We start from the raw sequence: 21,261 nt of genomic DNA, 5'->3' as shown, positions 1-21,261 counted from the left end.
AAGGTTCGAAGCCCGGCCGGTCTGCCGGGGTGGCGCGGGCACGGGGCCAGCACCGGTTCGGTCACTGCGCACGTCGTTGTGGGCAGGCCCCGACGCTGCGGTCGGGGTGGGACGCGTCGTCACGTCTGGCCTGTTCAATGCAAGAGGTGTGCCATATGATCGGCGCCCCATTCGCGGGCCTTCGCCGCACCGCAGGCCCTGCGGCGGTTGCGGGGGCCGCGGGCAGGGGCCTCATCCACAACAAGTGCTTGATTCATATGACTTCCGTGCTGCTGCTTCGACCGGGTTCCCGGGCCCTTCTGCCGCTGCAGGAGGACCTGTCGGCCGCGGGCTGCCGGGTCCTGGCCACCATCGACGATTGCAGCAAACTGGTGCAGGCCGCCGTGCAGCACGCACCAGATCTGGTGGTTGGCGAGGTGCTGCGCCCCGATGAGGCCCTGTTCAAGGCCACACAGACGCTGGCCGAGGTGCTGCCCCGGCCGGTGCTGCTGTTCACGGACGACGCCGACGCGACCCACATCGAGCGCGCCACCGGCGCGGGTGTGCACGCCTGGGTGGTCAGCGGTTACGAGGCCGGGCGGCTGCGCCCGCTGCTGAAGCTGGCGCAGGCGCGCTTCGAGCGCGAGCAGGCCCTGCTCGAACAGCTGCGCGACGTCTCGCAGCGCTTCGAGGAACGCAAGCTGGTCGAGCGCGCCAAGGGCATCCTCATGCGCGCCCGCGCGCTGAGCGACGACGACGCCTTCCAGATCCTGCGCACCGCGTCCATGCACACCAACCAGCGCCTGGGCCAGGTGTCCGAGCAGATCATCCAGTCGGCCCACGTCGCCGAAGCCCTCAACCGCGCGGGCCAGCTGCGCATGCTCTCGCAGCGCCTGGTCAAGCTCTACCTGCTGCGCCTGGCCGACGTGCCGTCGCGCCAGCAGCAGGCGCTGCTGGACGAGTCGGTGCAGCGGGTGGACGCCAACCTCGCCTGGCTGGGCAAGGGCCTGTCGCAGCCCAGCTTCGGTGACCTGCTGGACCCGCTGGGTGCCACCTGGCGGGCGCTCAAGGCCTCGCTCAAGGGCAAGCCCGTGGTCGCACAGGTGCTCCCGGTGGACGAACTCGCTGAGCGCCTGCTGCAGGACGCCGAGCGCCTGACCGCCAGCCTGCAGCGCGCGGGCGCTGTGGCCTCCCTGCAAGTGCTCAATGCCGCGGGCCGCCAGCGCATGCTCTCGCAGCGCTTCGCCAAGATGGCGCTGATGGACCTGCTGGGCGTCGAGGGCGGTGCCGCCGGCCGCAGCGCCGCCATGACCGCCGTGCAGCAGGACTTCGAGCGGGCATTGGCCTACCTCAATGGCCTGCCGCTGACCACACCCGACATCCGCAGCGCGCTCGACGAGGCCGCCACCGGCTGGCAGCAGATGCTGGCCGCCACGCCGCAGGGTCGTCGCCCGGCCGGCCGCGACCGGCTGGCGCGGCTGGAGACGGTGGCCCATGCGAGCGAGGGTCTGCTGGCCCATTTCGAGAGCCTTTCCACCCACTACGAACGCAGCATGCAGATGCTCATGGGTTGAGCCGATGCCGCTGATGCACCAACTTCGGGCGCTGTTCTTGCTAGAGGTGGTGCATGGCTTTTGACATCGACATCGGCTACGCCAGCCAGGCGGGGCGCAAGGAACCCAACGAAGATTTCTGCGCCGCCATGCTGCCCTCGCCCGAACACGCGGCGATGGGCTCCATCGTCGCCATCGCCGACGGCGTGAGCGCGGGCGGGCTGGGCCGGGAGGCGGCGCAGACCACGGTCACCAGCCTGGTGCGCGACTACTACGGCACGCCCGAGACCTGGGACACCACGGTGGCGCTGGACCGCATCATCGGCGCGCAGAACACCTGGCTGGCGGGTGTCAACCGGCGCCGCCACCCGGCCATGGGCCTGACCACGCTGACGGCGATGGTGCTGCGCGGCCACAGTTACACGCTCGCCCATGTGGGCGACACGCGCGCCTGCCTGTTGCGCGGCGGCCAGCTCATCCAGCTCACGCACGACCACGTGGCCGACCACCCCGACCTGAGCCACCAGCTGCTGCGCTGCATCGGTGTGGAAGACCGCGTGGTGGTGGATTACACGCAGGGGGATCTGCTGGTGGGCGACCTGTTCGTGCTCATGAGCGACGGGGTGCACAACGTGCTGCCCGAGCCACGCCTGAGGGCCCTGGTGGACGAACAAGCCGACGCGCCCGACGCCCAGACCCTGTGCGAGGCCCTGGTGGCCGCTGCCCTGCAGCGTGGCAGCCAGGACAACGTCACCGCGCTGGCCGTGCGCGTGCGCGGGCTCGACAGCGCCACGCTGCAGGACCAGAACCGCCTGGCCGCCCAACGGCCTGTCCCGCCGAAGTTCAAGCTGGGCGACCAGATCGACGGCCTGCACATCACGGCCGTGGTGGCCGACACCGGCATCAACCTCGTGTACCAGGCGCGCGACCCGGCCACGCAGAAGCTCTACGCGCTCAAGACCCTGCACCCGCAGCGCGCGCACGACGCCGAGGAGCGCGCCATGCTGGCGCACGAGGCCTGGCTGGCGCGCCGCATGGCCACCAGCCGCGCGGCCGAACACCTGGTGGCCGTGCACGACGCGCCGCCTGGCCTGCCGCCCGGGCAGGGCGCCAGCGCCTTCTACCTGCTCTACGACTGGCACGCCGGCGAGTCGCTGCAGCACATGCTCGACCGCCAGCACCGCCCCGGCGTGGCGCAGTCCATTGCCATGGCCACGCAGGCCGCCAAGGCCCTGGGCCATCTGCACCGCCAGGGCGTGATCCACCGCGACGTGAAACCCGCCAACCTGCACCAGGGCGAAGACGGCGTGCTGCGCCTGCTGGACCTGGGCGTGGCGCTCAGCGGCCGCGAACCTGCGTCGGCTCGCGCGCTGCACGCCGGCACCCCCAGCTTCATCAACCCCGAGCAGTGGGGCTTCCGCCTGCGCGGCGGCGGCGTGGACACCGACGCCGAGCCGCAAGCCGCCGACGCGCGCAGCGACCTGTTCGCGCTCGGCGTCACGCTCTACCAGTTGCTCACCGGCAAGCTGCCCTACGGCGAGGTGCTGCCCTACCAGGCCGGCCGCTACTACCGCGACCCGGTGGCGCCCAGCCGCCACCACCCCGAGGTGCCGATCTGGCTCGACCACATCGTGCTCAAGGCCGTCAGCCGCGACCAGAAGCTGCGTTTCGAAACCGCCGAAGAACTGCTGCTCGCGCTGGAGCGCGGCGCCTCGCGCCCGCTCACCGCGCCGCCCGCCACCCCGCTGATCCGGCGCGACCCGACCATGTTGTGGAAACTGCTGCTGGGGTTCAGCGTGCTGATGAACCTGCTGCTGGTGTACTGGCTGGCGTTTTTGCCGCGCTGACCCCGCCGGGGTGCCCGGGCTTACCAGACGGCGAACGCGCGACCCACCAACGCTCAAGTGCGATGGCCGCGGCGGCGGGGGACGGCATGCGGCCCATCTCTTCGGCCAGGCGCTGCGCGGCGTCGGCCTGGACCGCGCTTGTCAGCAGGTGCCCCACGGCCTCCCGAAGGCGGGGTCTGGTCTGCTCCGCAGGGGCGAGCACGAGTGCCGCGCCGGCCTGTGCCAGCGCGCGGGCGTTGCGGAAGTGGTCGGCGCCCTGGGGCAGGACCAGCTGCGGCAGGCCGTGCGCCACCGCCGCCAGGACGGTGCCCGCACCGCCGTGGGACACCACCAGGTCGCAGGTCGGGAGCAGGGACGCCTGATCGACGAAGGTCTTTGCCTGCACGCGGGGATGCACAGGCATGTCCCCCGGGCTTCGGTCCAGACCGACGGAGACCACCACCTCCGCCCCGAGCTCGGCCGCAACGTTCGCCGCCACGAGAAGCGCCGGGTGGTGGTTGAAGACGGTGCCGAACGTCAGGTAGACGCGGGCGCGTCGGGCGGCCCGGCGCTGAGGCCGGGTGCCGGGCGCGCAGGGATTGAGCCGCAGGTGGGGAACCGCCAGGGAGACCGGCATCGGCGCCAGCGCCGGTGGTGCGACGCCAATGGCCAGGTCCCGGTAGAGTCCGCCGTGCGCCGGCACCACCAGCTCCGCTCGTTGCCACCAGGAGCCGAACCAGCGCATGGCGTCTTCGAGATAGGCCGCAGGCACCGGCAGACCGTACTCGTGTGTCACGCAGGGCAGGCCGCGCTGTGCGCACACCAGGGGGGCGGCCAGAGCCGCCGGTTCGTGCACCACCAGGTCGGGCCGCCAGTGATCGACCGCAGCGCAGAGCCCTTCGACCATGGCGGGCGCCAGCGTCGCGCCGAACAGGCGCGGGAACACCTGGGCCGAGAGCGCCTCTCCAGTGACCTGCAGGGCCGTCGCGTGCCGCTGCCGGAAGGCGAGCCGGCCCGGACCGAAGGCGGGACCGGCCGGGTACAGCGCCATGCCCTGGTCGGCCAGCCATCCGAGCGCATCCGGCGCGGTGGCCCAGGCCACCGCATGACCCTGCGCACGCAGCGCCACCGCCAGGGGCCGCATCGGCTGGAGGTGCCCGAGGCCGCCGGTGGAGCAGAACAGGACCCGCATGGTGGTGGGCGGTGCGGGCGTCGGGCGGCGAGGGGTCAGTCGGCGGTGAGCCGGTATTCGTCGATCAGCGCCGCCCAGTCGGCCAGCTCGTGCCGGATCGTGGCCGACAGCTCCTGGGGGGAGGCCGCTTCCGCGGCCAGCAGCCGCCGTCCCAGTTCGGCCTGGACGTCCGGCCGCGCGGCCACCGCCTGGACCGCTTGCGCCAGCCGGGCCTGGCGTGCGCCGTCGACCCGCACCGGCACGTACAACGCCTGCCACGTGGGCACGGCCACGCCGGGAAATCCGGCCTCGCCCAGGGTGGGCACATCGGGCCATGCCGCACTGCGTTCGCTGCCGAGCACCGCCAGCAGGCGCAAGGCGCCGGACCGGACCTGGGGCTGCAGCGCGGACAGGGGACCGAACATCAGCTGCACCCGGCCGGCCAGCAGGTCGGGCATGGCCTGCTGCGCGCCCTTGTACGGCACCCGCGTCAGGGTGGCCCTCGCGGCCTTCATGAACTGCGCGGCCGCCATGACCTCGCTCGGGGTGCTGGTGGCCACGTTGAGGGCGCCCGGCTGCTGTCGCGCCAGCGTGGCCAGTTCGGCCACCGACGTGGCTGGCACGCCGGGATGCACCGCCAGCCCGAACGGCACGCGACCGATCTTGCCCAGCGGTGCCAGCTCGCGCGTCCAGTCGAAGCCCGGGTCTCTGGCCAGCAGCGGCGTGGCGATCATGGAGCCGGGCGCATACAGCACCACCTGACCGTCGCCGCCGGTCGCGGCGACTTCGCGCGCGGCGATCAGGCCGTTGGCCCCGGGCTTGTTCTCGACCACCACCGGTTGCCCGAGGGCCTCGCTGAGGTGTTGCGCCGCCAGGCGGGCGATGAAGTCGCTGGGACCGCCGGCTGGCAGGGGCACGACCATGCGGACGGACCGGGCCGCAGACAGATCGGCGGCTGGGGCCTGGGCGTGCGAGGGGCCGAGCGGCGCGAGCGCGGCGGCAATGACCAGGAGGGTGCGCAGTGCGGACATGGTGCTTCCTTCAGTACAGGAGGTTGGTGGCCGGCGGCATCCAGCGCAGCCAGCCGATGGACAGGGCAATGGCGCCACACATGAGGGCGTTGCAGGCGTTGACCGCGATGGCACGGTTCATCCGGCGGCCGTTCTGCTCATGCAGCCACAAGGCCATGGTCAGGTTGGCGCCCAGGAAGACCAGCCAGGTGAACAGCGAATGCTGCTCGGTGTGGCCGCTCGCGTGCAGCGCGAGCAGGGTGGGCAGGTAGGCCACGATGCGCAGGCTGTTGAAGACGGCGAACGCGGCCGCCAGCAGCTCCAGTCGGCGCTGCGGCGAGGGACGTCGGTTCGGGGCAAGGGTGGTCATGGCGTCCTCCGGCGTTTCGATGGATGAACTCTAGGAAACCCGCCCGGTCCGGGAAAGCCCTTCCCGGATGACACCGCCTTTAACCTACGGTAAAAATGCCTTCCACATGGACAAGCTGCGCGCCCTGCATTACTTCGTGGTGGCTGCCGAGGAAGGCAGCTTCTCTGCGACGGCGCGCCGCTTCGACGTGAGCGTGCCGGCGGTGACCAAGCTGATCGGCGCGCTGGAGCGCGAACTCGGGGCCCGGCTGATCGACCGCAGCACCCACGGCCTGCGGCTCACCGCCCGCGGCGAGGCCTACCGGGACATGTGCGCGCCGCTGCTCGGGCAATTGGCCCGGGCCGACCGCGTGGTGTCGGACCGTGCAGGGGTCGAGGAACGCACCCTGGTGGTCGGTGTGCCGCCCCTGCTGTCGAGAGCCGTGCTGGTGCCGGCGCTGCCGGCCTTCCGCGAGCGCTTCGCCCATGTCCAGATCGAACTCAAACCCGTCAACCACCTCACGGTGACGGACGCCGAGGCCCGCGGCATGGACGTGCTGGTGGCGCTGGGCTGGCCGGGCGCGCTGGACTTCATCCAGGTGCCACTGGCCCGGAGCCGCCTGATCGTGTGTGCCAGTCCCGCCTACTGGCGCCAGCATCCCCCGCCCCGCCAACCCGCCGGGCTGAACTCGCACGCCTGCGTGCTGGTCCGTTCGCCCGAGGGCACCGTGCTCGATCTGTGGCGCCACCACCGGGGCGACACGGTCGAGGAAGTGACCGTGCGCGGGTGGTTGACCTGCGGCAGCCGGGACGATGCGCTGCAGGCGGTGCTGCTCGGCCACGGGGTGGGCCGCTTCGCCGATCTCTCCGTGTGGCACCACGTCCGGGACGGGCAGCTGGAACCTGTGCTGACGGACTGGGACAGCGGGGACTCACCACCCTTTCACGCCCTCGTGCGGCCCGACGGGCGGAGAGACCCTGACGTGCAGGGCTTCGTCTCCTTTCTGGCACGGCTGCTCCAGGGGATCGAGGCCGAATGCATGGCGGCCATCGGCCCGCGCACCCCCAATGCACGCCCGGACTGGTACGGCAAGGGGGTCGGCCGGGCTTCGACGCGCGGCAGCTGAGACGGTCGGGGACGCCGCATCCCTCTCCAGCCACCCGCGCGCTTTTTTTTGCTTCGCACAAAGTCCGGACAGGTGCAGGCGCACCCCTCCGCTGCGCCGATCAGGCGCTGCGCGCCCGCCCGCCTTTTTCCGCCCAGGTCCGCGTCCAGCGCACCTGCATCTTGCGCATCACGCCCAGCATCAGCAGCGAGAACACGGCCAGCACGACGAAGCCGGTGAGGAAGCTGTCGGTGTTCTGCTTGGACTGGCCCATCAGCATGGGCACCAGACCGCCGCCGAGGGCGCCGATCTCGCCGATCATGGAGCCGGCCACGGCAGTGGAGGTGGGCCAGCGCAGCGGCACCAGCTGGAACAGTGCGCCGTTGCCCGCGCCCAGCGCGGCGAAGCAGACGATGAGCAGCAGTGTGGTGAGCACGATGGACTGCGAGGACAGGCCCACGCCCACCAGCGCCGCCGCGACGACCACCAGCACCACGGTCAGGGTGTTGACGCCGCCCCAGTGGTCGGAGATCCAGCCGCCGAACACGCGCACCGCGGCACCCATGAAGGCGGCGAGCATGGTGAGCTGGCCGGCCTGCACCTTGCTCACGCCGAACTGGTCGTAGTAGTAGGTGGGCAGGAAGGTGGTGATGCCGATGAAGCCGCCGAAGGTGACGACGTAGATCAGGCTGAACACCCAGCCGTCCTTTTCCATCAGGCAGGCCAGGTGGTCTTTGAGGTTGGCGTGTTCGTCGCGGTCGGGCGGTTCCTTGGCCATGAAGGCCACCACCAGCATGGGCACCAGCGAGGCCAGGGCGGCGAAGCCATAGACGGTCTGCCAGCCGAACTTCTGTGCCAGCGGCGGTGCGAGCAACGCGGCCACGGCGGTGCCCACGTTGCCTGCGCCCACCAGGCCCATGGCCAGGCCCTTGTACTTGGGCGGGTACCAGCCCGAGCCCAGCGACATGGCCACGCCGAAGCTGGCGCCGGCCACGCCCAGCAGCAGGGCCAGCTTGAGCAGGTCGTCGTAGCTGTGCACGAAGAAGTAGCCGAAGGCCATGGTCAGCGTGATCAGGCTCAGCTCGACCAGCGTCGCGGTCTTGCGGCCCACGTACTGCGCCAGCAGACCGAGCGGGAACCGCATGATGGCGCCGGCCACGATGGGGATGGACAGCAGCAGGCCCTTCTGCGCGGGGGTGAGATTGAACTCCTCGCTGATGAAGGGGGCCATGGCGCCGTTCATCACCCAGATGACGAAGGAGAACATCAGGTAGAAGAAGGCGGCGAACAGCGTGGGCGTGTGGCCACTTTGGAGGAACGAGCGGAATCCGGCCATGGTGGTGGTCTGGTGGGGCAGTCGGGGGGGAAGGAATCACCACGTCAGCAAGTCGCCGGCGCTGGCGGATGCGGACGCAATGGTGCCGGGCAGCCGCTGACGCGGCAGGCACAGAGGGGGAAGGCCTTCGTCAGCCTTCGCGTGAGCTCTTGCAAGGTCTGTGCCCGCCGCAGCGCCGACCCGATGCACCAGACTGGTGAGATGGGCCCGGACAAACGGGGCGTGCGCCGCGGCATGCCCCTTCTTGGTCACTGGCTGGTCTGCGACCGTGCGCTAGGCCATCTGCATGTCGAAGGCGTTCAGGGTCATGGCCACCAGGCTGTAGTAGCCCACGATGCCCACCAGTTCGACCATTCCCTGCGTGCCCAGCCCGCGGATGCCTTCGTCGTAAAGCCGGTCTCCGATGCGGTTGTTTTCGAGCAGTTCTTTCGCCAGGGCGTGGATCAGCGTGAGCCGCACGCTGGCCAGGCTCACCGGGCGCCGTTCCCGGATGTCCGCGATGTGCCCGGCCGACAGTCCCGCCTGCTCGGCGATGGGCTCGTGGATCTGCTGTTCGCCGACGCAGCGGAAGTGGGCCGCCACGACCAGGATCAGCAGCTCCGACTCCACCCGCTCGAACACGGTCTGGTAGCGGCAGAAGGCGCCGAGTTTCTCGGCATGCGAGGCCAGCTCGGGGCTGTGCATCCAGGCCAGGAAGGGGCCACTGAGGTTGCCCCGGGTGGCCATGATGGACCGGTACACCGCCTGTTGCGGTGGGTCCAGCCGGTCCACGTCCGGCAGGGGAAGGCGTGATTTCATGCTTCAGGTGGTGGTGGCGGTGAAGTTGAAAGACTTGACGATGGGCCGCCACTTGTCGAGGTCGGCCTTGAGCCGGGTGGCGAGGTCGCCGGGGATTGTCCACCGAAGCTCCAGGCCCCGTTCCTCCATGGCCTTGACCAGCGCCGGGTTGGCCAGGGCCGACTTGAGCGCGGCATTCAGCGCCTCCACCCGCGCAGGCGGTGTGCCGACCGGGAGGAAGAAGCCGAACCAGTCGTCGATCACCACCTCGCGGAAGCCCTGTTCCAGGAAGGTGGCCACCGAGGGAGCGAAGCGGCTGCGCTTCTCGCCGGTGGTGGCCAGCAGGCGGCACTTGCCTCCGGCCACGAACGGGATGAAGTCGCCCAGGGGCGCACACACGGCGGCGATCTGGCCGCCGACCATGTCCAGGATCGCGGGCGTGGTGCCACGGAAGGGCACGTGGGTGAGTTCGGCGCCGGCCGAGCGGGCCGCGATGCTGCCCGCGAAGTGGGGTGTGGAGCCCGCAGCGGGGGAACCGAAGTTGGCCGCGCCGGGGTTCTGTTTGCACCACCTGAAGAAGTCCGCCATGGTGGCCACGCTGGCGGGCACCATGGGCCCGACTGCGAACGCCAGGTCGAACACACCGCCCATGGACACCGGAGCGAAGTCCGCCACCGGGTCGTAGGGGAGCTTGGGGTAGGTGTGCGGGAAGATGCCCATCATGGGCATGGGGGTCATCAGGATGGTGTTGCCGTCCGCCGCGGCCGCCTTCACCGTGGACACCGCGATCTGGCTGGAGGCGCCCACCTTGTTCTCGACCAGCACGGTGCGTGCATAGCCCGGAGCGATGGCTTCGGCCACGCGGCGCGCGAACAGGTCGACCAGGGTGCCGGGCGGCGGTCCGACGACGATGCGCGCGAGCTCGGACGGCGCTGTGGCGCCTTGCGCGCGTGCCCACGGCAGGCCGCTGGCGGAGGCGAGGGTGGCCGCCGCCAGCTGCAGACAGCGTCGGCGGGAAAAGGTGTGGGGTTGTGACATGGTGGTCTCCGTCGGTGTTATGGGGAAGCAGGGGAATCCGGCGATTGCACGAGAAAGGCGCCCACGGTTTCCGTGAACGCCAGGGCTTGCTGCACGTTGCCGATGTGGCCGCTGCCGGGCAGCGTGACCAGGGTGGCTCGGGGCAGTCGCTCGGCCATCGACCAGGCCAGCGCGGGCGGGGCGGCCGCGTCGAGCTCACCAGCCACCACCAGTGTGGGTGCGGCAATGCGGTGCAGACGGTCGAGGTGGTCCAGCCGCTGGATCGCGCCAACGGCCGCCGCGTAGCCGGCGAAGGGGGTGGACAGAATCTGCGCCGCCACCCATTGCAGCGTCATGGGTGCCGAGGCAGCGAACGCGGGCGGGAACCAGCGCCCCAGGATGGCCGGAACCTGCGCGGCCATGCCCTCGTCGGCCGCCTGTTGCAGGCGGGTGCTCCACAGGTCGCAGACGGCGGGCTCGGTGCGGGCGCTGGTGTGTGCCAGCACCAGCGCTTGGGTGCGCCCGGGCCAGTCGAGCGCAAAGGCCTGCGCCACCATGCCGCCCAGCGACAGGCCGACCAGGGCCGCGCGGTCCACGCCCAGGGCGTCGAGCACCCGCCGGACCTCCGCTGCGTATTGGCTCAAGGTGGTGACCTCGGGCAGCACCGGGCTGCGCCCATGGCCGGGCAGGTCGACGCAGACCACCCGGAACCGGGTGGACCACGCCGGCAGCTGCGGCTGCCAGAGCGCGCTGTGGGTGGCCAGCGGGTGCAGCAGCACCACCACGGGCGCGCCGTCCGGTCCGTGCACGCTGTGGAACAGGCGGGCGGTGCTCATACGACGCGCCCGGTGCGCCAGCGACCAAGACCGATGCCGGTGTACCAGGCCGGCACGGCCTTGTAGTACAGCGTGTCGAAGGCGGCGCCGTCTGCCACGCCATGGGCCACCAGCCAGGTGCGCACTTCCTCGGCGCCGTTGCCGGCCTCGTGCACGCGGTGGGTGGCGTGGTCCAGCAGGCGGGCGTCGTCGCCCGCCGCCAGCAGGCGCAGGAACTCGCGGTCGAAGGCTTCGTTCACCAGGCCCATGCGGGGGGTGGCGATGTCGTGGCTCAAGCCGCCGGTGGCCAGCACCGACACCCGCTCGCAGCCACCGTAGTTGCGCAGGGCCTGGCCCAGCAGGCGGCCCCACTGCAGCGCACGCTTCATGGGAGGCAGCGGGGGCTGCACGCAGTTGACCAGCACCGGCACCACCACCACTTCGCGCGCGATGCCGGCCAGGTGCAGCGGAGCCAGCGTGCCGTGGTCCAGGGTCAGTTCCATGGAGAAGGCGGGGTCGAAGCCGCCTTCGAGCGCGCTGGTGATGAGGTGGCCGCCCAGCTGCACGTCGCCCCGCAGTTCGTGGGGGTCGATCTTGAGCCAGTGCTCCACCGGCGATTTCCAGCTCGCGGCGGCCCCGATGCAGACCGCCGGCAGGTTGTCCAGGAAGAAGTTGTGCACATGGTCGTCCGAGACCACGACCACCGCATCCGGGCGGGCCTGCCGGATCTCCTCGCCCACCTGCCGGAAGCCGGCAAAGATGCGCTCGCGGTCCTCGTCCGGGATGGCACCGGGGAAGTTGATCATCACCGGCGTGTGGCTGGTGGCGTGCACCGAGACGATCTCAGCCATGGGGGACCTCCCCGGTCGAATCCTGGCCCACCGCGCGCAGCGAAGCCACGAACGCGGCCTCGGAAATCCGGAGGCCCAGGCAGTGCGCGCGCAGCAGCAGGGGGTTGACGCCCGCGAGGTACATCGCGCCGATGTCGTTGTCGCGGATGGCCGCCTTCATGGCGGCGGCCAGCGGCACCTCGGCCATGTAGGCGTCGGGGTCGGCCTTGTAGCGCTGCAGGTGGCTGTCGACATGGTGGATGTCGTAGAGCACCCGGTTCATCCAGTAGGCCTCGGCCGATGGCATGGCCTGTCGCCAGTTGCTTGGCGTCATGCCGTTCCCCGCGGGCGCAGTTGCCGCGCCAGCCAGTCCACGATGGTGGGCAGGGTCATGGGTGTCAGGCCCATGTGCCCGCCGGGGAACATGCGCACCGACTTGGGCCAGCCGTGGTCGAGCAGCAGGTGGATGTCGGCCACCGGGCACTGCCTGTCTTCCTTGCCGTTGACCAGCAGCAGCGGCGCACAGGGCCGGTCCAGCAGGCCCTGGTCGAGCAGCGAGAGCCGACCGAAGCCGCTCACGTACTCGGCGTCATTCGTCGCGCCCAGCATGCGGCTGCGGGTCTCGACCAGCTCCATCAGGTAACTGTCCGGGTAGCGCGAGGCCTGCACCCAGTCCGGCTGGAACATGTGGTGCACGCCACCGCCCCAGTTGACCGCGCCGGCCAGCGCATCGGGCAGCAGGTGCGCCAGCTTGGTGGCCCAGTAGCCGCCGAAGGAGCGGCCGAGCACAGCGGGTTGGGCGCCGTCGAAATCAGGCTGCGCGGCGATCCATTGCAGCGCGGTGATGAACTGGCGCTCGGCGTCCGGCACGCCTTTGACGGGCGACTCCCCGGTGCCGGCGTTGTCCATGGCCACGGTGGCCACGCCCCGCGCCAGCAAGGCGTCGGACGCGGCCGTCATCTGCTCCTTGCAGGCGTCCACGCCGCCCCACATCAGCACCACGGGCGGTCGCGTCACACCGACCGGTTTGCGCACCAGCACCACCACCTGCGATCCCTCGCCGGGCTGGCCGGCAAAGGGGATCTCGACGCGCTCGATGGGTTCGCGCCAGTGGCGGCTGCCGGCCAGGTAGGTCTCGCGCTCGGCCACCGCGCAGCGCTCCTTGGCAGGGTGGTTGGGGCACGGGAACCGGCCCATGAAGAAGAGTCCGCTGGCCTTCTGGTACAGGGCCGCCGCCCGGCCGGTGTCGCCGGCCTGTTCGGCCTGGGCGGCCTCGCTGCGCACCCGGTCGCCGAGGTCATACCAGTAGCCGCCCCAGGTGGCGCCGTCCAGACCGGGCACACCGTCGATGAAGGCGGGGCCGTCTTGCAGGTCCAGTGCGTTCATCGGGTGGAAACGCGACCGCAGCCGCTGGTGCATCCACTGCTTGGACTCGTCGAGGGTCTTGGGGCGGTCGGCAACGTCTGGGGCCGGTGCGGCGTGGCTCAAGGCGGGGACTCCTGTGGTGGGAAGGTTCTGGGTGGATCGTAGGAAAAAGGGCTCCGCGATGTTGTTCTGTCCGTGTAGCGCCATTTGACTGGGCCTGCGATGCGTTTTGCCTGGGATGGCGACAGTGCCCTCGCCGCATTGACGCCCCTCGAGCGTCCCACGCCTAATGCCCTAAAGGGCCTCCATCAGGGGGGCCTGTCACCTTCTCAGCATCCACCTCACGCACACCATGGGCACCTCATCCACACGCAGGGCATTGATCGTTGGCGGCGGCATCGCGGGCATGTCCACCGCCATCACGCTGAGGAAGGCCGGCATGGCCGTGGACCTCATCGACCTGGACCCGCACTGGCGGGTGTACGGCGCGGGCATCTCGATCACCGGTCCCACGCTGCGCGCCTTCGGGGCGCTCGGCATCCTGGACGCCGTGCGGCGCGAAGGCTTCACCGGCGACGGCATCCAGGTGTGCGATGCGCAGGGCGCGCCCTCGCACGTGGTGCCCACACCCATCGTGGCCGACGGCGACGTGCCGGGTTCGGGCGGGATCATGCGGCCGGTGCTGCACCGCATCCTGTCCGAGAAGACCCTGGCCAGCGGCGCGCAGGTGCGCCTGGGCCTGACGGTGGACCGGCTGGACCCGGACGCCGACGGGGTGACCGCCTGGCTGTCCGACGGGACATCGGGGCGGTACGACCTGGTGGTGGGCGCGGACGGGGTGTTCTCCAAGGTCCGGCGCCTGCTGTTTCCCGAGGCGCCCGGGCCGGTCTACACCGGTCAGTGCGTCTGGCGCGTGACCGTGCCCAGGCCGCCAGAGGTGGTCCGCCGCATGTTCTTTCTCGGCGGGCCGGTGAAGGTCGGTCTGACGCCGGTGTCGCGCGACGAGATGTACATGTTCGTGCTGGAGACGGGGCCCAAGCGGCCCGCCCTGCCGGACGACCAGCTGCCGGGCGAGTTGAAACGCCTGCTGGCGGGCTACGGCGGCGTCCTGCGGGATGTGCGCGAGGGCCTGAATCCATCGTCGCATGTGGTGCTCCGGCCGCTGGAGGGCTTTCTGCTGCCGCGCCCCTGGGAGAAAGGCCGCGCCATCCTCATCGGCGACGCGGCCCACCCGACCACGCCGCACCTGGCCTCAGGCGCGGGCATGGCGGTGGAGGACGCCCTGGTGCTGGGCGAAGAGCTGGCCCGCAACGCCTCGGTCGAGGCGGCCTTCGAAGGCTTCATGAACCGGCGCTACGAGCGCTGCCGCCTGGTGGTGGAGAACTCGCTGGAGATCGGCCGCAGGGAACAGGCGCGGGCGCCGATGCAGCAGCAGGCCGAGCTGGTGGAGCGCTCGCTGCGCATCCTCGCCGAGCCCATCTGAGGCCCGCGAGGCCGGAGGCTACCGCTCAGTGGCGGGCCGCCGGGACCGTGCCCGCCAGCTCCCGGGCGCGGCGGAACTCGCGCGGCCCGATGCCGAATTCCGCCTTGAAGGCGCGGCTGAAGTGCGACACGTTGCTGAAGCCCCAGGCGTAGGCGATCTCACCGATGGACCGGGACCGCAGGGCCGGCGCCGCCAGGTCGCGGCGGCACATGGCCAGCCGCTGTTTCCACACCGACTTCATCAGCGGGAGCCCGTCCCGCTCGTCGAACAGCTCGTAGACGTGGCGCGGGGACAGGTTGACGCCCTGGGCGATCGCCTGCGCGCTGAGCTGACTGTCCCACAGGTGGTCGCGCACATAGGCCCGGATGCGCTGGCGGTGCAGCGCCTTCAGGCGCGAGGGCGACGCGTCCGCCTCGTCCTGCAGCGTTCGCAGCGCAGGCGCGAGCAGGTGGGGCAAGGCCTCCGAGATGTCGTCGGCCATGTCCTCACCGATGTCGGGGGCCATGGCGAACAGCTGGTCCAGCAGGCCGGTGAACAGCGCGGCGGTTTTCACATCGGGCCGGATGGCGCGCGCCGTCAGCATGTCCCAGTGGGGCAGCACCTGGCGCAGGGCCTGGGGCTCCAGGTAGACCGAGTGCACCTCGCTGTCGGTGGTCTGGATGTGGAAGGGCCGCGATGGATCGATGACAAAAAAATCGCCCGCCTCGATGCGGCTTTCGCGGCCACCCTGCGTCACCACGGCGGCCCCCTGCCGGTGGCAGGACACCAGCAGCCTCGACTCGCTGGCGTGCCGGGTCCGGGTGGATGCCGTGGAGTGGGCCGAGAACCGCAGGGCGGCAAAACGGAGCCTGCGTCCGAAGTAGCCCCGCACATCCGCCGTCAAGGGCGTGGCGGGCGGGCTGCTGATGGCCAGGTGCATGGCAAAGGTGGACTGCATCTCCTTCTGGAACCGCAGCGCCCGGAGGGGTTCAGGGGTGGTGTCCATCGTGAAGTGGCAAGCCTTGCCGGGCTCGGCGGCGGTCGCTGTGGGCATGTGGTCTCCATCTCGTTTTTCTGCGGCTTCGGAGCCGGTGACTCATTACATGCCGATCAGAAAAACCAGACGGAACAACGGGTTGTGCAGCGCACCAGGTGGGTGCGCCGAGGGCATGGGCCCCGCACCAGGTCCCCATGCCTGCGGGCTTCAGGCGGCTTTTTCGACGTGCGCCTGGCGCGTGTAGAGGAAGTCGATCACGGCCTTGCGGTACTGCTGGTACTGCGGGTCGTCGGCCAGGGCCACGCGGTTGCGCGGGCGCGGCAGCTCGACCGAGAGGACTTCGCCGATGGTGGCGGCGGGGCCGTTGGTCATCATCACGATCTTGTCGGACAGCAGCACCGCCTCGTCCACGTCGTGCGTGACCATGACCACGGTGGCGTGGGTCTTGGCGACGATCTCCAGCAGCTCGTCCTGCAGCTTGGCGCGGGTCAGCGCGTCCAGCGCACCGAAGGGCTCGTCCATCAGCAGCACCTTGGGTTCCATCGACAGCGCGCGGGCGATGCCCACACGCTGCTTCATGCCGCCGGAGATTTCGCCGGGCCGCTTCTGCGCGGCGGCGGTCAGGCCTACCAGGGCCAGCGCCGCTTCGGTGCGTGCCTTCAGCTGCGCCTTGTTTTCCGTGGCGCCAAACACGCGCTCGACCGCGAGGTGGATGTTCTCGAAGCAGGTCAGCCAGGGCAGCAGCGAGTGGTTCTGGAACACCACCGCGCGCTCCGGGCCGGGGCCCTTGATCTCCTTGTCGGCGCACAGCAGCACACCGTCGGTGGGTGTGGTGAGGCCTGCAATGAGGTTGAGCAGCGTGGATTTCCCGCAGCCCGAGTGGCCGATCAGGGCCACGAACTCGCCCTTGGCCACAGTGAGATGGATGTCCCGCAGCGCGGGGAACAGGCCCTTCTTGGTCTTGAAGGTCTGCTCGACGCCCTGGATGTCGATGTACTTCGTGTTCATGGCGGCGGTGTTCATGCTTTCACTTCCTCATAGGTGAACAGGGAGGCCAGCTTGATGAGCGCAAACTCCAGCAGCAGGCCGACGATGCCGATCACGAAGATGGCGATGATGATGGACGAGACGTTGAGGTTGTTCCACTCGTCCCAGACCCAGAAGCCGATGCCCACGCCGCCGGTCAGCATCTCGGCCGCCACGATCACCAGCCACGCCGTGCCCACGGCCAGGCGCACACCGGTCAGCAGGTAGGGCAGCACGGCGGGAAACAGGATCTTGGTGAAGATCTTCCACTCGCTGAGGTTGAGCACGCGGGCCACGTTCATGTAGTCCTGCGGCACGCGCTGCACGCCGACCGCGGTGTTGATGACCATGGGCCAGATCGAGCAGATGAAGATGGTCCAGATGGCGGCCGGGTTGGCGCCCTTGAACACCAGCAGACCGATCGGCAGCCAGGCCAGCGGCGAGACCGGGCGCAGCAGGCTGATGAGCGGGTTGAACATGCGCGAGAGGAACACCGAGCGGCCAATCGCAAAGCCGGCCGGGATGCCCACCAGCGCGGCCAGGCCGAAGCCGATGGCCACGCGCTTGAGCGAGGACAGGATGTTCCAGCCGATGCCCTGGTCGTTCGGGCCGTTGCTGTAGAACGGGTCGGAGAACACCTCCACGGCCTGGGCCCAGGTCTCGGCGGGTTTGGGAATGCCGCTGTTGGAGGTGGAGGCAATGGCCTGCCAGACCAGCACCAGCACCGCCAGGCCCAGCACGGGCGGCAGCACCGCCAGCCAGAAGCCGCGCAGGTCGCGCGCCGGCTTCTGCGGGACGGGGGCGGCGGCGACAGGTGCGGGCTTGGTCGCGCTCACGGCCTTGGCGATGGGGGACGAGGTGGGGGCGGGCACGGCGGTGGCCTCCAGCGGTGAATGAAAAACAGCGGCAACCATGGGGTTCTCCTTCCGTTGGAACGATCAGGCCTTCACGGCAAACGAATCGGCGTACTTCTTCGGATCCTTGCCGTCCCAGACCACGCCGTCGATGAACTTGCTGCTGCGCATCTCGGAGGCGGGCAGCGGTGTCTTGGTGGCGGCGGCGGCCTGCTTGTAGATGTCGATGCGGTTGATCTGCCTGGCGATGCCCAGATAGTCGGGGTGGTCCTTGATCAGGCCCCAGCGCTTGTGCTGCGTGAGGAACCACATGCCGTCCGAGAGGTAGGGGAAGTTGACCTTGCCCTCGTTGAAGAACTTCATGTGGTCCGGGTCGTCCCAGGTCTTGCCCAGGCCGTTCTGGTAGCGGCCGAGGATGCGCTGGTTGATCGCGTCCACGCCGGTGTTCACGTAGGCGCGCTGGGCAATTGTCTCGGCCATCTTGTTCTTGTTCGAGAGACCGCTGTCGATCCACTTGCCGGCCTCCAGGATGGCCGCGGTCACGGCGCGCGCCGTGTTGGGGTACTTGTTGGCGAACTCGGCCGTGGTGCCCAGCACCTTCTCGGGGTGGTCCTTCCAGACCTGCTGGGTGGTGGCGGCGGTGATGCCGATGCCGTCGAGGATGGCGCGGTGGTTCCAGGGCTCGCCCACGCAGAAGCCGTCCATGTTGCCCACGCGCATGTTGGCCACCATCTGCGGCGGCGGCACGGTGATGACCTTGGCGTCCTTCATCGGGTTGATACCCGCGCTGGCCAGCCAGTAGTAGATCCACATGGCGTGGGTGCCGGTCGGGAAGGTCTGGGCGAAGGTGTATTCGCGCTTGTCCTTGGCCATCACGGCGGCCAGGCTGGCGGCGTCCACCGCGCCCGCATCGGCCAGCTTTTTCGACAGGGTGATGGCCTGGCCGTTGTGGTTCAGGTTCATCAGCACGGCCATGTCCTTCTTGGGGCCGGCCGTGCCCATGTGCACGCCGTAGATCAGGCCGTAGAGCACGTGGGCGAAGTCCAGCTCGCCGTTGACCAGCTTGTCGCGCACGCCGGGCCAGCTCGCTTCCTTGGTCGGCACGATCTTCACACCGTACTTCTTGTCGATGCCCAGTTCAGCGGCCATCACCACGCTGGCGCAGTCGGTCAGCGGAATGAAGCCGATCTTGACCTCAGCCTTCTCCGGCGCGTCGGAGCCGGCGGCCCAGACGCCGCTGTGGCCCAGGGTGGAGAAGAAGGTGGCGGCCGCGGCGCCCTTCTTGATGAAGTCGCGGCGCGAGGCGCTGTCCGCGGCGGGCGCTGCGGCGGTCTCGGGTGTCGTGGCGCGGTGGTCGTTCATGCTCAACTCCTGTGAAGAAAAAACCAAAACTGAAGCCGGAAAAAACAAAACGGCGCCCATTCCAGGCCCCTCGATGGGGGGCGAGAAATGGACGCCGTTGTCCTGAGTGTCCTGAGACGGTCGGGAGGGTGTGCCGCCATTGGCACGTCCCGTTGACCATCTCTCAGCACGGACCGTGCCAGCTTGTGCCACGACCACCCGTCAAGACGTAACTCTTTGAATTGGCTGGTGTTTTTGGAGAGACTGGAGAGGTGGCGCCGCTGGACGGGGCGCCGGGATGGCTTCAAACTGGTGCGCCGCTGTGGTGCGGCACAGCTTTTGTGCGCCGCAGCAGGTTGGCTCAGCGCAGGCCCGGCGGCAGGATCTCGGCCATGGCCAGCACCGCCTGCGCCACGTCCACCAGGCGCCGGTTCTGGTTCATCGCCATCTGGCGCAGCGTCTTGTGCGCCTCGTGCTCGCTGAGCTGGCGGTGGGCCATCAGCAGGCCCTTGGCGCGCTCGACGATCTTGCGTTCGTTCAGGCTGGCGCGGACCATGTCCAGCTCGTCGCCCATCTGCTGCAGGCGCTGTGCCTGTTCGTGCACCAGTTCGAGGATCGAGCGCTCCACCTGCGGACCGTAGGCCTGCACCGGGTGGGCCAGGTTGACCGGCGGCGCGGGAACCGCCTGGCCTTCATCAAAGAAGTCGCCGTGTTCGGGCAGGTCTTCGCCCAGCGACTCGGCGCGCTGCCACTTCTGGAAGTCGGCCAGGTCGCGCGTGGCGGCCGCCAGGCGCTGGTGGCACAGCGCCTCCAGCTCGGCGGCCAGCGCGTCCTCCACCGTCTTCATGGCGTCCATGCGGGCGGTGCAGGCGTCGAACCAGATCTGGCTCAGGCCTGTGTCCAGCGGGCCTGCCGGCAGCGAGGTGGCCAGGATGCGGCGCAGGCGCTCCAGCGAGGCCTGCGTGTCGTGCCGCTGCACGGCCGCCCAGGCCTCGCGCAGCGGCTCGCTGGCGAAGTCGGTGAACACCTGCAGGCAGCGCTCCTGCGAGTCGATGAGGTGCAGCAGGCGCTGCTGGCCGTCGGCCTGCGCGCAGCCCGCCGCGAACAGGGCCGAGCCGGTGGCGCGCTCCTGACCCGCGAACTCCTTGCCCTGGATGAAGTTGAACAGGGTGACCAGGCGGCGCGAAATGTCGGGGTCCGAGGCGCTGTCGGCGGCTTCGAACACCACCGCCAGCAGGCCGTTGATCAGGCGGATGTAGCCGGCCGTGGCGCGCGCGGCCGCCCATTGCTGGGTCTGCACGCGCTGGCGCAGCAGGGGCAGGGCGTCCAGGCCCTGCAGCACGTAGGCGATGCGGCTGAACAGGCGCGCTCCGTTGCCCGCACGCGGGGTCTCGGTGTCCAGGATGTCGAAGGCGGCACGCACCTCGGCCTGCAGTTCGTCGCAGCGCACGACCTGCTCCAGCCGCTCATCGGCCCAGCGCTGGCCCTGCGAAGCCAGATAAAGGTTGGACAGGCCGCGCTCGCGCTGCAGCGCGTGGATGAAGCGGCCGGTGGCGTTGACCAGGGCACTGGTCAGCGCGAGCTGCTGCAAGCCGGCGATCTCGCAGCGCTTGGCAGCAATGAGGAAACAGAAGGCCGATTTCATGCCCCGGGATGGCAGCAACATTCGTGCCGCCTGGGGCGTGGGGGATCAGACGGCCTTCATGCCGTGCCGCTGTTTGAGCGCCGCTGTGGCAGGGCTGGCCAGAAAAGCCAGGAGGGCCTGCACGGCGTCCGGCTGCGTGCTCGCCGTGGCGCGCGCCGCCGAGAAGGTGGTCACGATCTGCACCGCTTCCGGAAGGCCGCCGATCACGTCGATGCCGGCGACGCCGGTCATCTCGCTGAGCTGCTGGAAGCCCAGCGCGACCTCGCCTTTGGCGACCAGCGAGGCCACCGAGGTGCCCGGCGGCGGCGTGACGATGCGCGGCGCGATCTGCTGCGCAATGCCCCAGCGCTCGAACAACTGGGCCAGCTGCACGCCGCTGGGGCCGGTGGAGTAGCCCAGCGTGGGCGCGGCAAGCACCGCGGCTTTGAGCGCGGCTTCGGTGGCGATGTCCGGGTGCGCGGCGCCGGCCGGCACCGCCACAGCCACGGCCGAATGCACCATGTCCACGCGGCTGTCACCGGCCACGTGGCCGCTGGCGGCCAGCTTCTCGAGCGCATCCGAGGCCAGGGCGACGATGTCGAAGGCCTCGCCGGCCACCACCCGCCTGGCCGCGTCGACGCCGCCCACCGAGGTGACCGCCACCGACACCTCCGGGTGCTGCGCCGAATACGCGGCCACCAGGTCGGCCAGCAGGGCCTTGGTGGCCATGGAAGAGATCAGGGTCAGGGTGGTGGACGGCATGGCGGCATCGGGCTCGTGGATGGAGCCGGGCAGCGTATCAAAGCCGTGCCCGTCTGACCCGT

Annotated in this window: 20 protein-coding genes; 4 read left to right on the top strand and 16 right to left on the bottom strand. The window is 70.0% G+C overall.

The features are described from left to right. The first annotated feature begins 257 nt into the window (after positions 1-257). The gene (locus RCO38_RS01840; RefSeq protein ID WP_308326603.1) at positions 258-1,553 is read left to right on the top strand and encodes a type IV pili methyl-accepting chemotaxis transducer N-terminal domain-containing protein; all 1,296 of its coding nucleotides are present in this window, start codon (positions 258-260) and stop codon (positions 1,551-1,553) included. 53 nt (positions 1,554-1,606) lie between these two features. Next, positions 1,607-3,379, top strand: a complete 1,773-nt coding sequence (locus tag RCO38_RS01835; protein ID WP_308326602.1) for a bifunctional protein-serine/threonine kinase/phosphatase — start codon at positions 1,607-1,609, stop codon at positions 3,377-3,379. On the opposite strand, the gene RCO38_RS01830 is transcribed toward RCO38_RS01835, so the two are convergent. Genes RCO38_RS01830 through RCO38_RS01820 form a run of 3 tightly spaced genes read right to left on the bottom strand, consistent with a single transcriptional unit; the run spans position 3,324 to position 5,909 of the window. Next, positions 3,324-4,550 carry a glycosyltransferase gene (locus tag RCO38_RS01830; RefSeq protein WP_308326601.1) on the bottom strand — a complete coding sequence of 409 codons (1,227 nt, stop codon included), beginning with the start codon at positions 4,548-4,550 and terminating at the stop codon, positions 3,324-3,326. The two genes, RCO38_RS01835 and RCO38_RS01830, sit on opposite strands and share 56 nt — an antisense overlap. Before the next feature lie 35 nt (positions 4,551-4,585). Further along, positions 4,586-5,560 carry a Bug family tripartite tricarboxylate transporter substrate binding protein gene (locus tag RCO38_RS01825; RefSeq protein ID WP_308326600.1) on the bottom strand — a complete coding sequence of 325 codons (975 nt, stop codon included), beginning with the start codon at positions 5,558-5,560 and terminating at the stop codon, positions 4,586-4,588. A gap of 10 nt (positions 5,561-5,570) precedes the next feature. After that, on the bottom strand, positions 5,571-5,909 hold the full coding sequence (locus tag RCO38_RS01820) for a hypothetical protein (protein WP_308326599.1): 339 nt from the start codon (positions 5,907-5,909) through the stop codon (positions 5,571-5,573). A 106-nt stretch (positions 5,910-6,015) separates the two neighbouring features. Here RCO38_RS01820 and RCO38_RS01815 point away from each other — a divergent pair, with 106 nt between their 5' ends. Further along, positions 6,016-7,014 (top strand): LysR family transcriptional regulator, encoded by a 999-nt coding sequence (locus RCO38_RS01815; protein ID WP_308326598.1) that lies wholly within the window; start codon positions 6,016-6,018, stop codon positions 7,012-7,014. 100 nt (positions 7,015-7,114) lie between these two features. On the opposite strand, the gene RCO38_RS01810 is transcribed toward RCO38_RS01815, so the two are convergent. From RCO38_RS01810 to RCO38_RS01780, 7 genes are all read right to left on the bottom strand, one after another. Then, the gene (locus RCO38_RS01810; RefSeq protein ID WP_308326597.1) at positions 7,115-8,329 is read right to left on the bottom strand and encodes an MFS transporter; all 1,215 of its coding nucleotides are present in this window, start codon (positions 8,327-8,329) and stop codon (positions 7,115-7,117) included. 273 nt (positions 8,330-8,602) lie between these two features. Beyond that, a complete protein-coding gene (locus RCO38_RS01805) occupies positions 8,603-9,127 on the bottom strand; it encodes a carboxymuconolactone decarboxylase family protein (protein ID WP_308326596.1) in 525 nt (174 codons plus the stop codon). A 3-nt stretch (positions 9,128-9,130) separates the two neighbouring features. Next, positions 9,131-10,144, bottom strand: coding sequence for a Bug family tripartite tricarboxylate transporter substrate binding protein (locus RCO38_RS01800; RefSeq protein WP_308326595.1), 1,014 nt, complete (start codon positions 10,142-10,144; stop codon positions 9,131-9,133). 17 nt (positions 10,145-10,161) lie between these two features. Next, positions 10,162-10,959, bottom strand: a complete 798-nt coding sequence (locus tag RCO38_RS01795; RefSeq protein ID WP_308326594.1) for an alpha/beta fold hydrolase — start codon at positions 10,957-10,959, stop codon at positions 10,162-10,164. Continuing rightward, positions 10,956-11,789, bottom strand: coding sequence for a 2,3-dihydroxyphenylpropionate 1,2-dioxygenase (locus RCO38_RS01790; RefSeq protein ID WP_308326593.1), 834 nt, complete (start codon positions 11,787-11,789; stop codon positions 10,956-10,958). Before RCO38_RS01790 ends, RCO38_RS01795 begins: the two co-directional genes overlap by 4 nt. Next, positions 11,782-12,102: a subunit of meta cleavage enzyme gene (locus tag RCO38_RS01785; RefSeq protein WP_308326592.1), complete on the bottom strand. Its 321-nt coding sequence runs from the start codon at positions 12,100-12,102 to the stop codon at positions 11,782-11,784. The genes RCO38_RS01790 and RCO38_RS01785 overlap by 8 nt, the downstream gene beginning before the upstream one ends. Next, on the bottom strand, positions 12,099-13,256 hold the full coding sequence (locus RCO38_RS01780; RefSeq protein ID WP_308326591.1) for an alpha/beta hydrolase family protein: 1,158 nt from the start codon (positions 13,254-13,256) through the stop codon (positions 12,099-12,101). The genes RCO38_RS01785 and RCO38_RS01780 overlap by 4 nt, the downstream gene beginning before the upstream one ends. A 229-nt stretch (positions 13,257-13,485) precedes the next feature. On the opposite strand from RCO38_RS01780, the gene RCO38_RS01775 reads away from it, so the two are divergent. Beyond that, a complete protein-coding gene (locus RCO38_RS01775) occupies positions 13,486-14,616 on the top strand; it encodes an FAD-dependent oxidoreductase (protein WP_308326590.1) in 1,131 nt (376 codons plus the stop codon). A 25-nt stretch (positions 14,617-14,641) separates the two neighbouring features. On the opposite strand, the gene RCO38_RS01770 is transcribed toward RCO38_RS01775, so the two are convergent. From RCO38_RS01770 to RCO38_RS01745, 6 genes are all read right to left on the bottom strand, one after another. After that, entirely contained in the window at positions 14,642-15,649 is a 1,008-nt protein-coding gene (locus RCO38_RS01770) for a helix-turn-helix domain-containing protein (RefSeq protein WP_308326589.1), read from the bottom strand. Positions 15,650-15,799: 150 nt separating this feature from the next. Beyond that, the gene (locus RCO38_RS01765; RefSeq protein ID WP_308326588.1) at positions 15,800-16,615 is read right to left on the bottom strand and encodes an ABC transporter ATP-binding protein; all 816 of its coding nucleotides are present in this window, start codon (positions 16,613-16,615) and stop codon (positions 15,800-15,802) included. Next, the gene (gene ntrB, locus RCO38_RS01760) at positions 16,612-17,532 is read right to left on the bottom strand and encodes a nitrate ABC transporter permease (protein ID WP_308326587.1); all 921 of its coding nucleotides are present in this window, start codon (positions 17,530-17,532) and stop codon (positions 16,612-16,614) included. Before ntrB ends, RCO38_RS01765 begins: the two co-directional genes overlap by 4 nt. A gap of 24 nt (positions 17,533-17,556) precedes the next feature. After that, entirely contained in the window at positions 17,557-18,834 is a 1,278-nt protein-coding gene (locus RCO38_RS01755; protein WP_308326586.1) for a CmpA/NrtA family ABC transporter substrate-binding protein, read from the bottom strand. Positions 18,835-19,174: 340 nt separating this feature from the next. Beyond that, positions 19,175-20,458 carry a nitrate- and nitrite sensing domain-containing protein gene (locus tag RCO38_RS01750; protein WP_308327309.1) on the bottom strand — a complete coding sequence of 428 codons (1,284 nt, stop codon included), beginning with the start codon at positions 20,456-20,458 and terminating at the stop codon, positions 19,175-19,177. A gap of 45 nt (positions 20,459-20,503) precedes the next feature. Then, on the bottom strand, positions 20,504-21,199 hold the full coding sequence (locus tag RCO38_RS01745) for a substrate-binding domain-containing protein (protein WP_308326585.1): 696 nt from the start codon (positions 21,197-21,199) through the stop codon (positions 20,504-20,506). Positions 21,200-21,261 lie beyond the last annotated feature (62 nt).

Origin of the sequence: Hydrogenophaga pseudoflava (assembly GCF_031020795.1) — a bacterium.
In the GTDB taxonomy this organism is placed as follows: Bacteria; Pseudomonadota; Gammaproteobacteria; order Burkholderiales; family Burkholderiaceae_C; genus Hydrogenophaga; species Hydrogenophaga pseudoflava_A.
The sequence above is the reverse complement of the archived record's forward strand: the minus strand, read 5'-3'. Positions and strand labels throughout refer to the sequence as shown.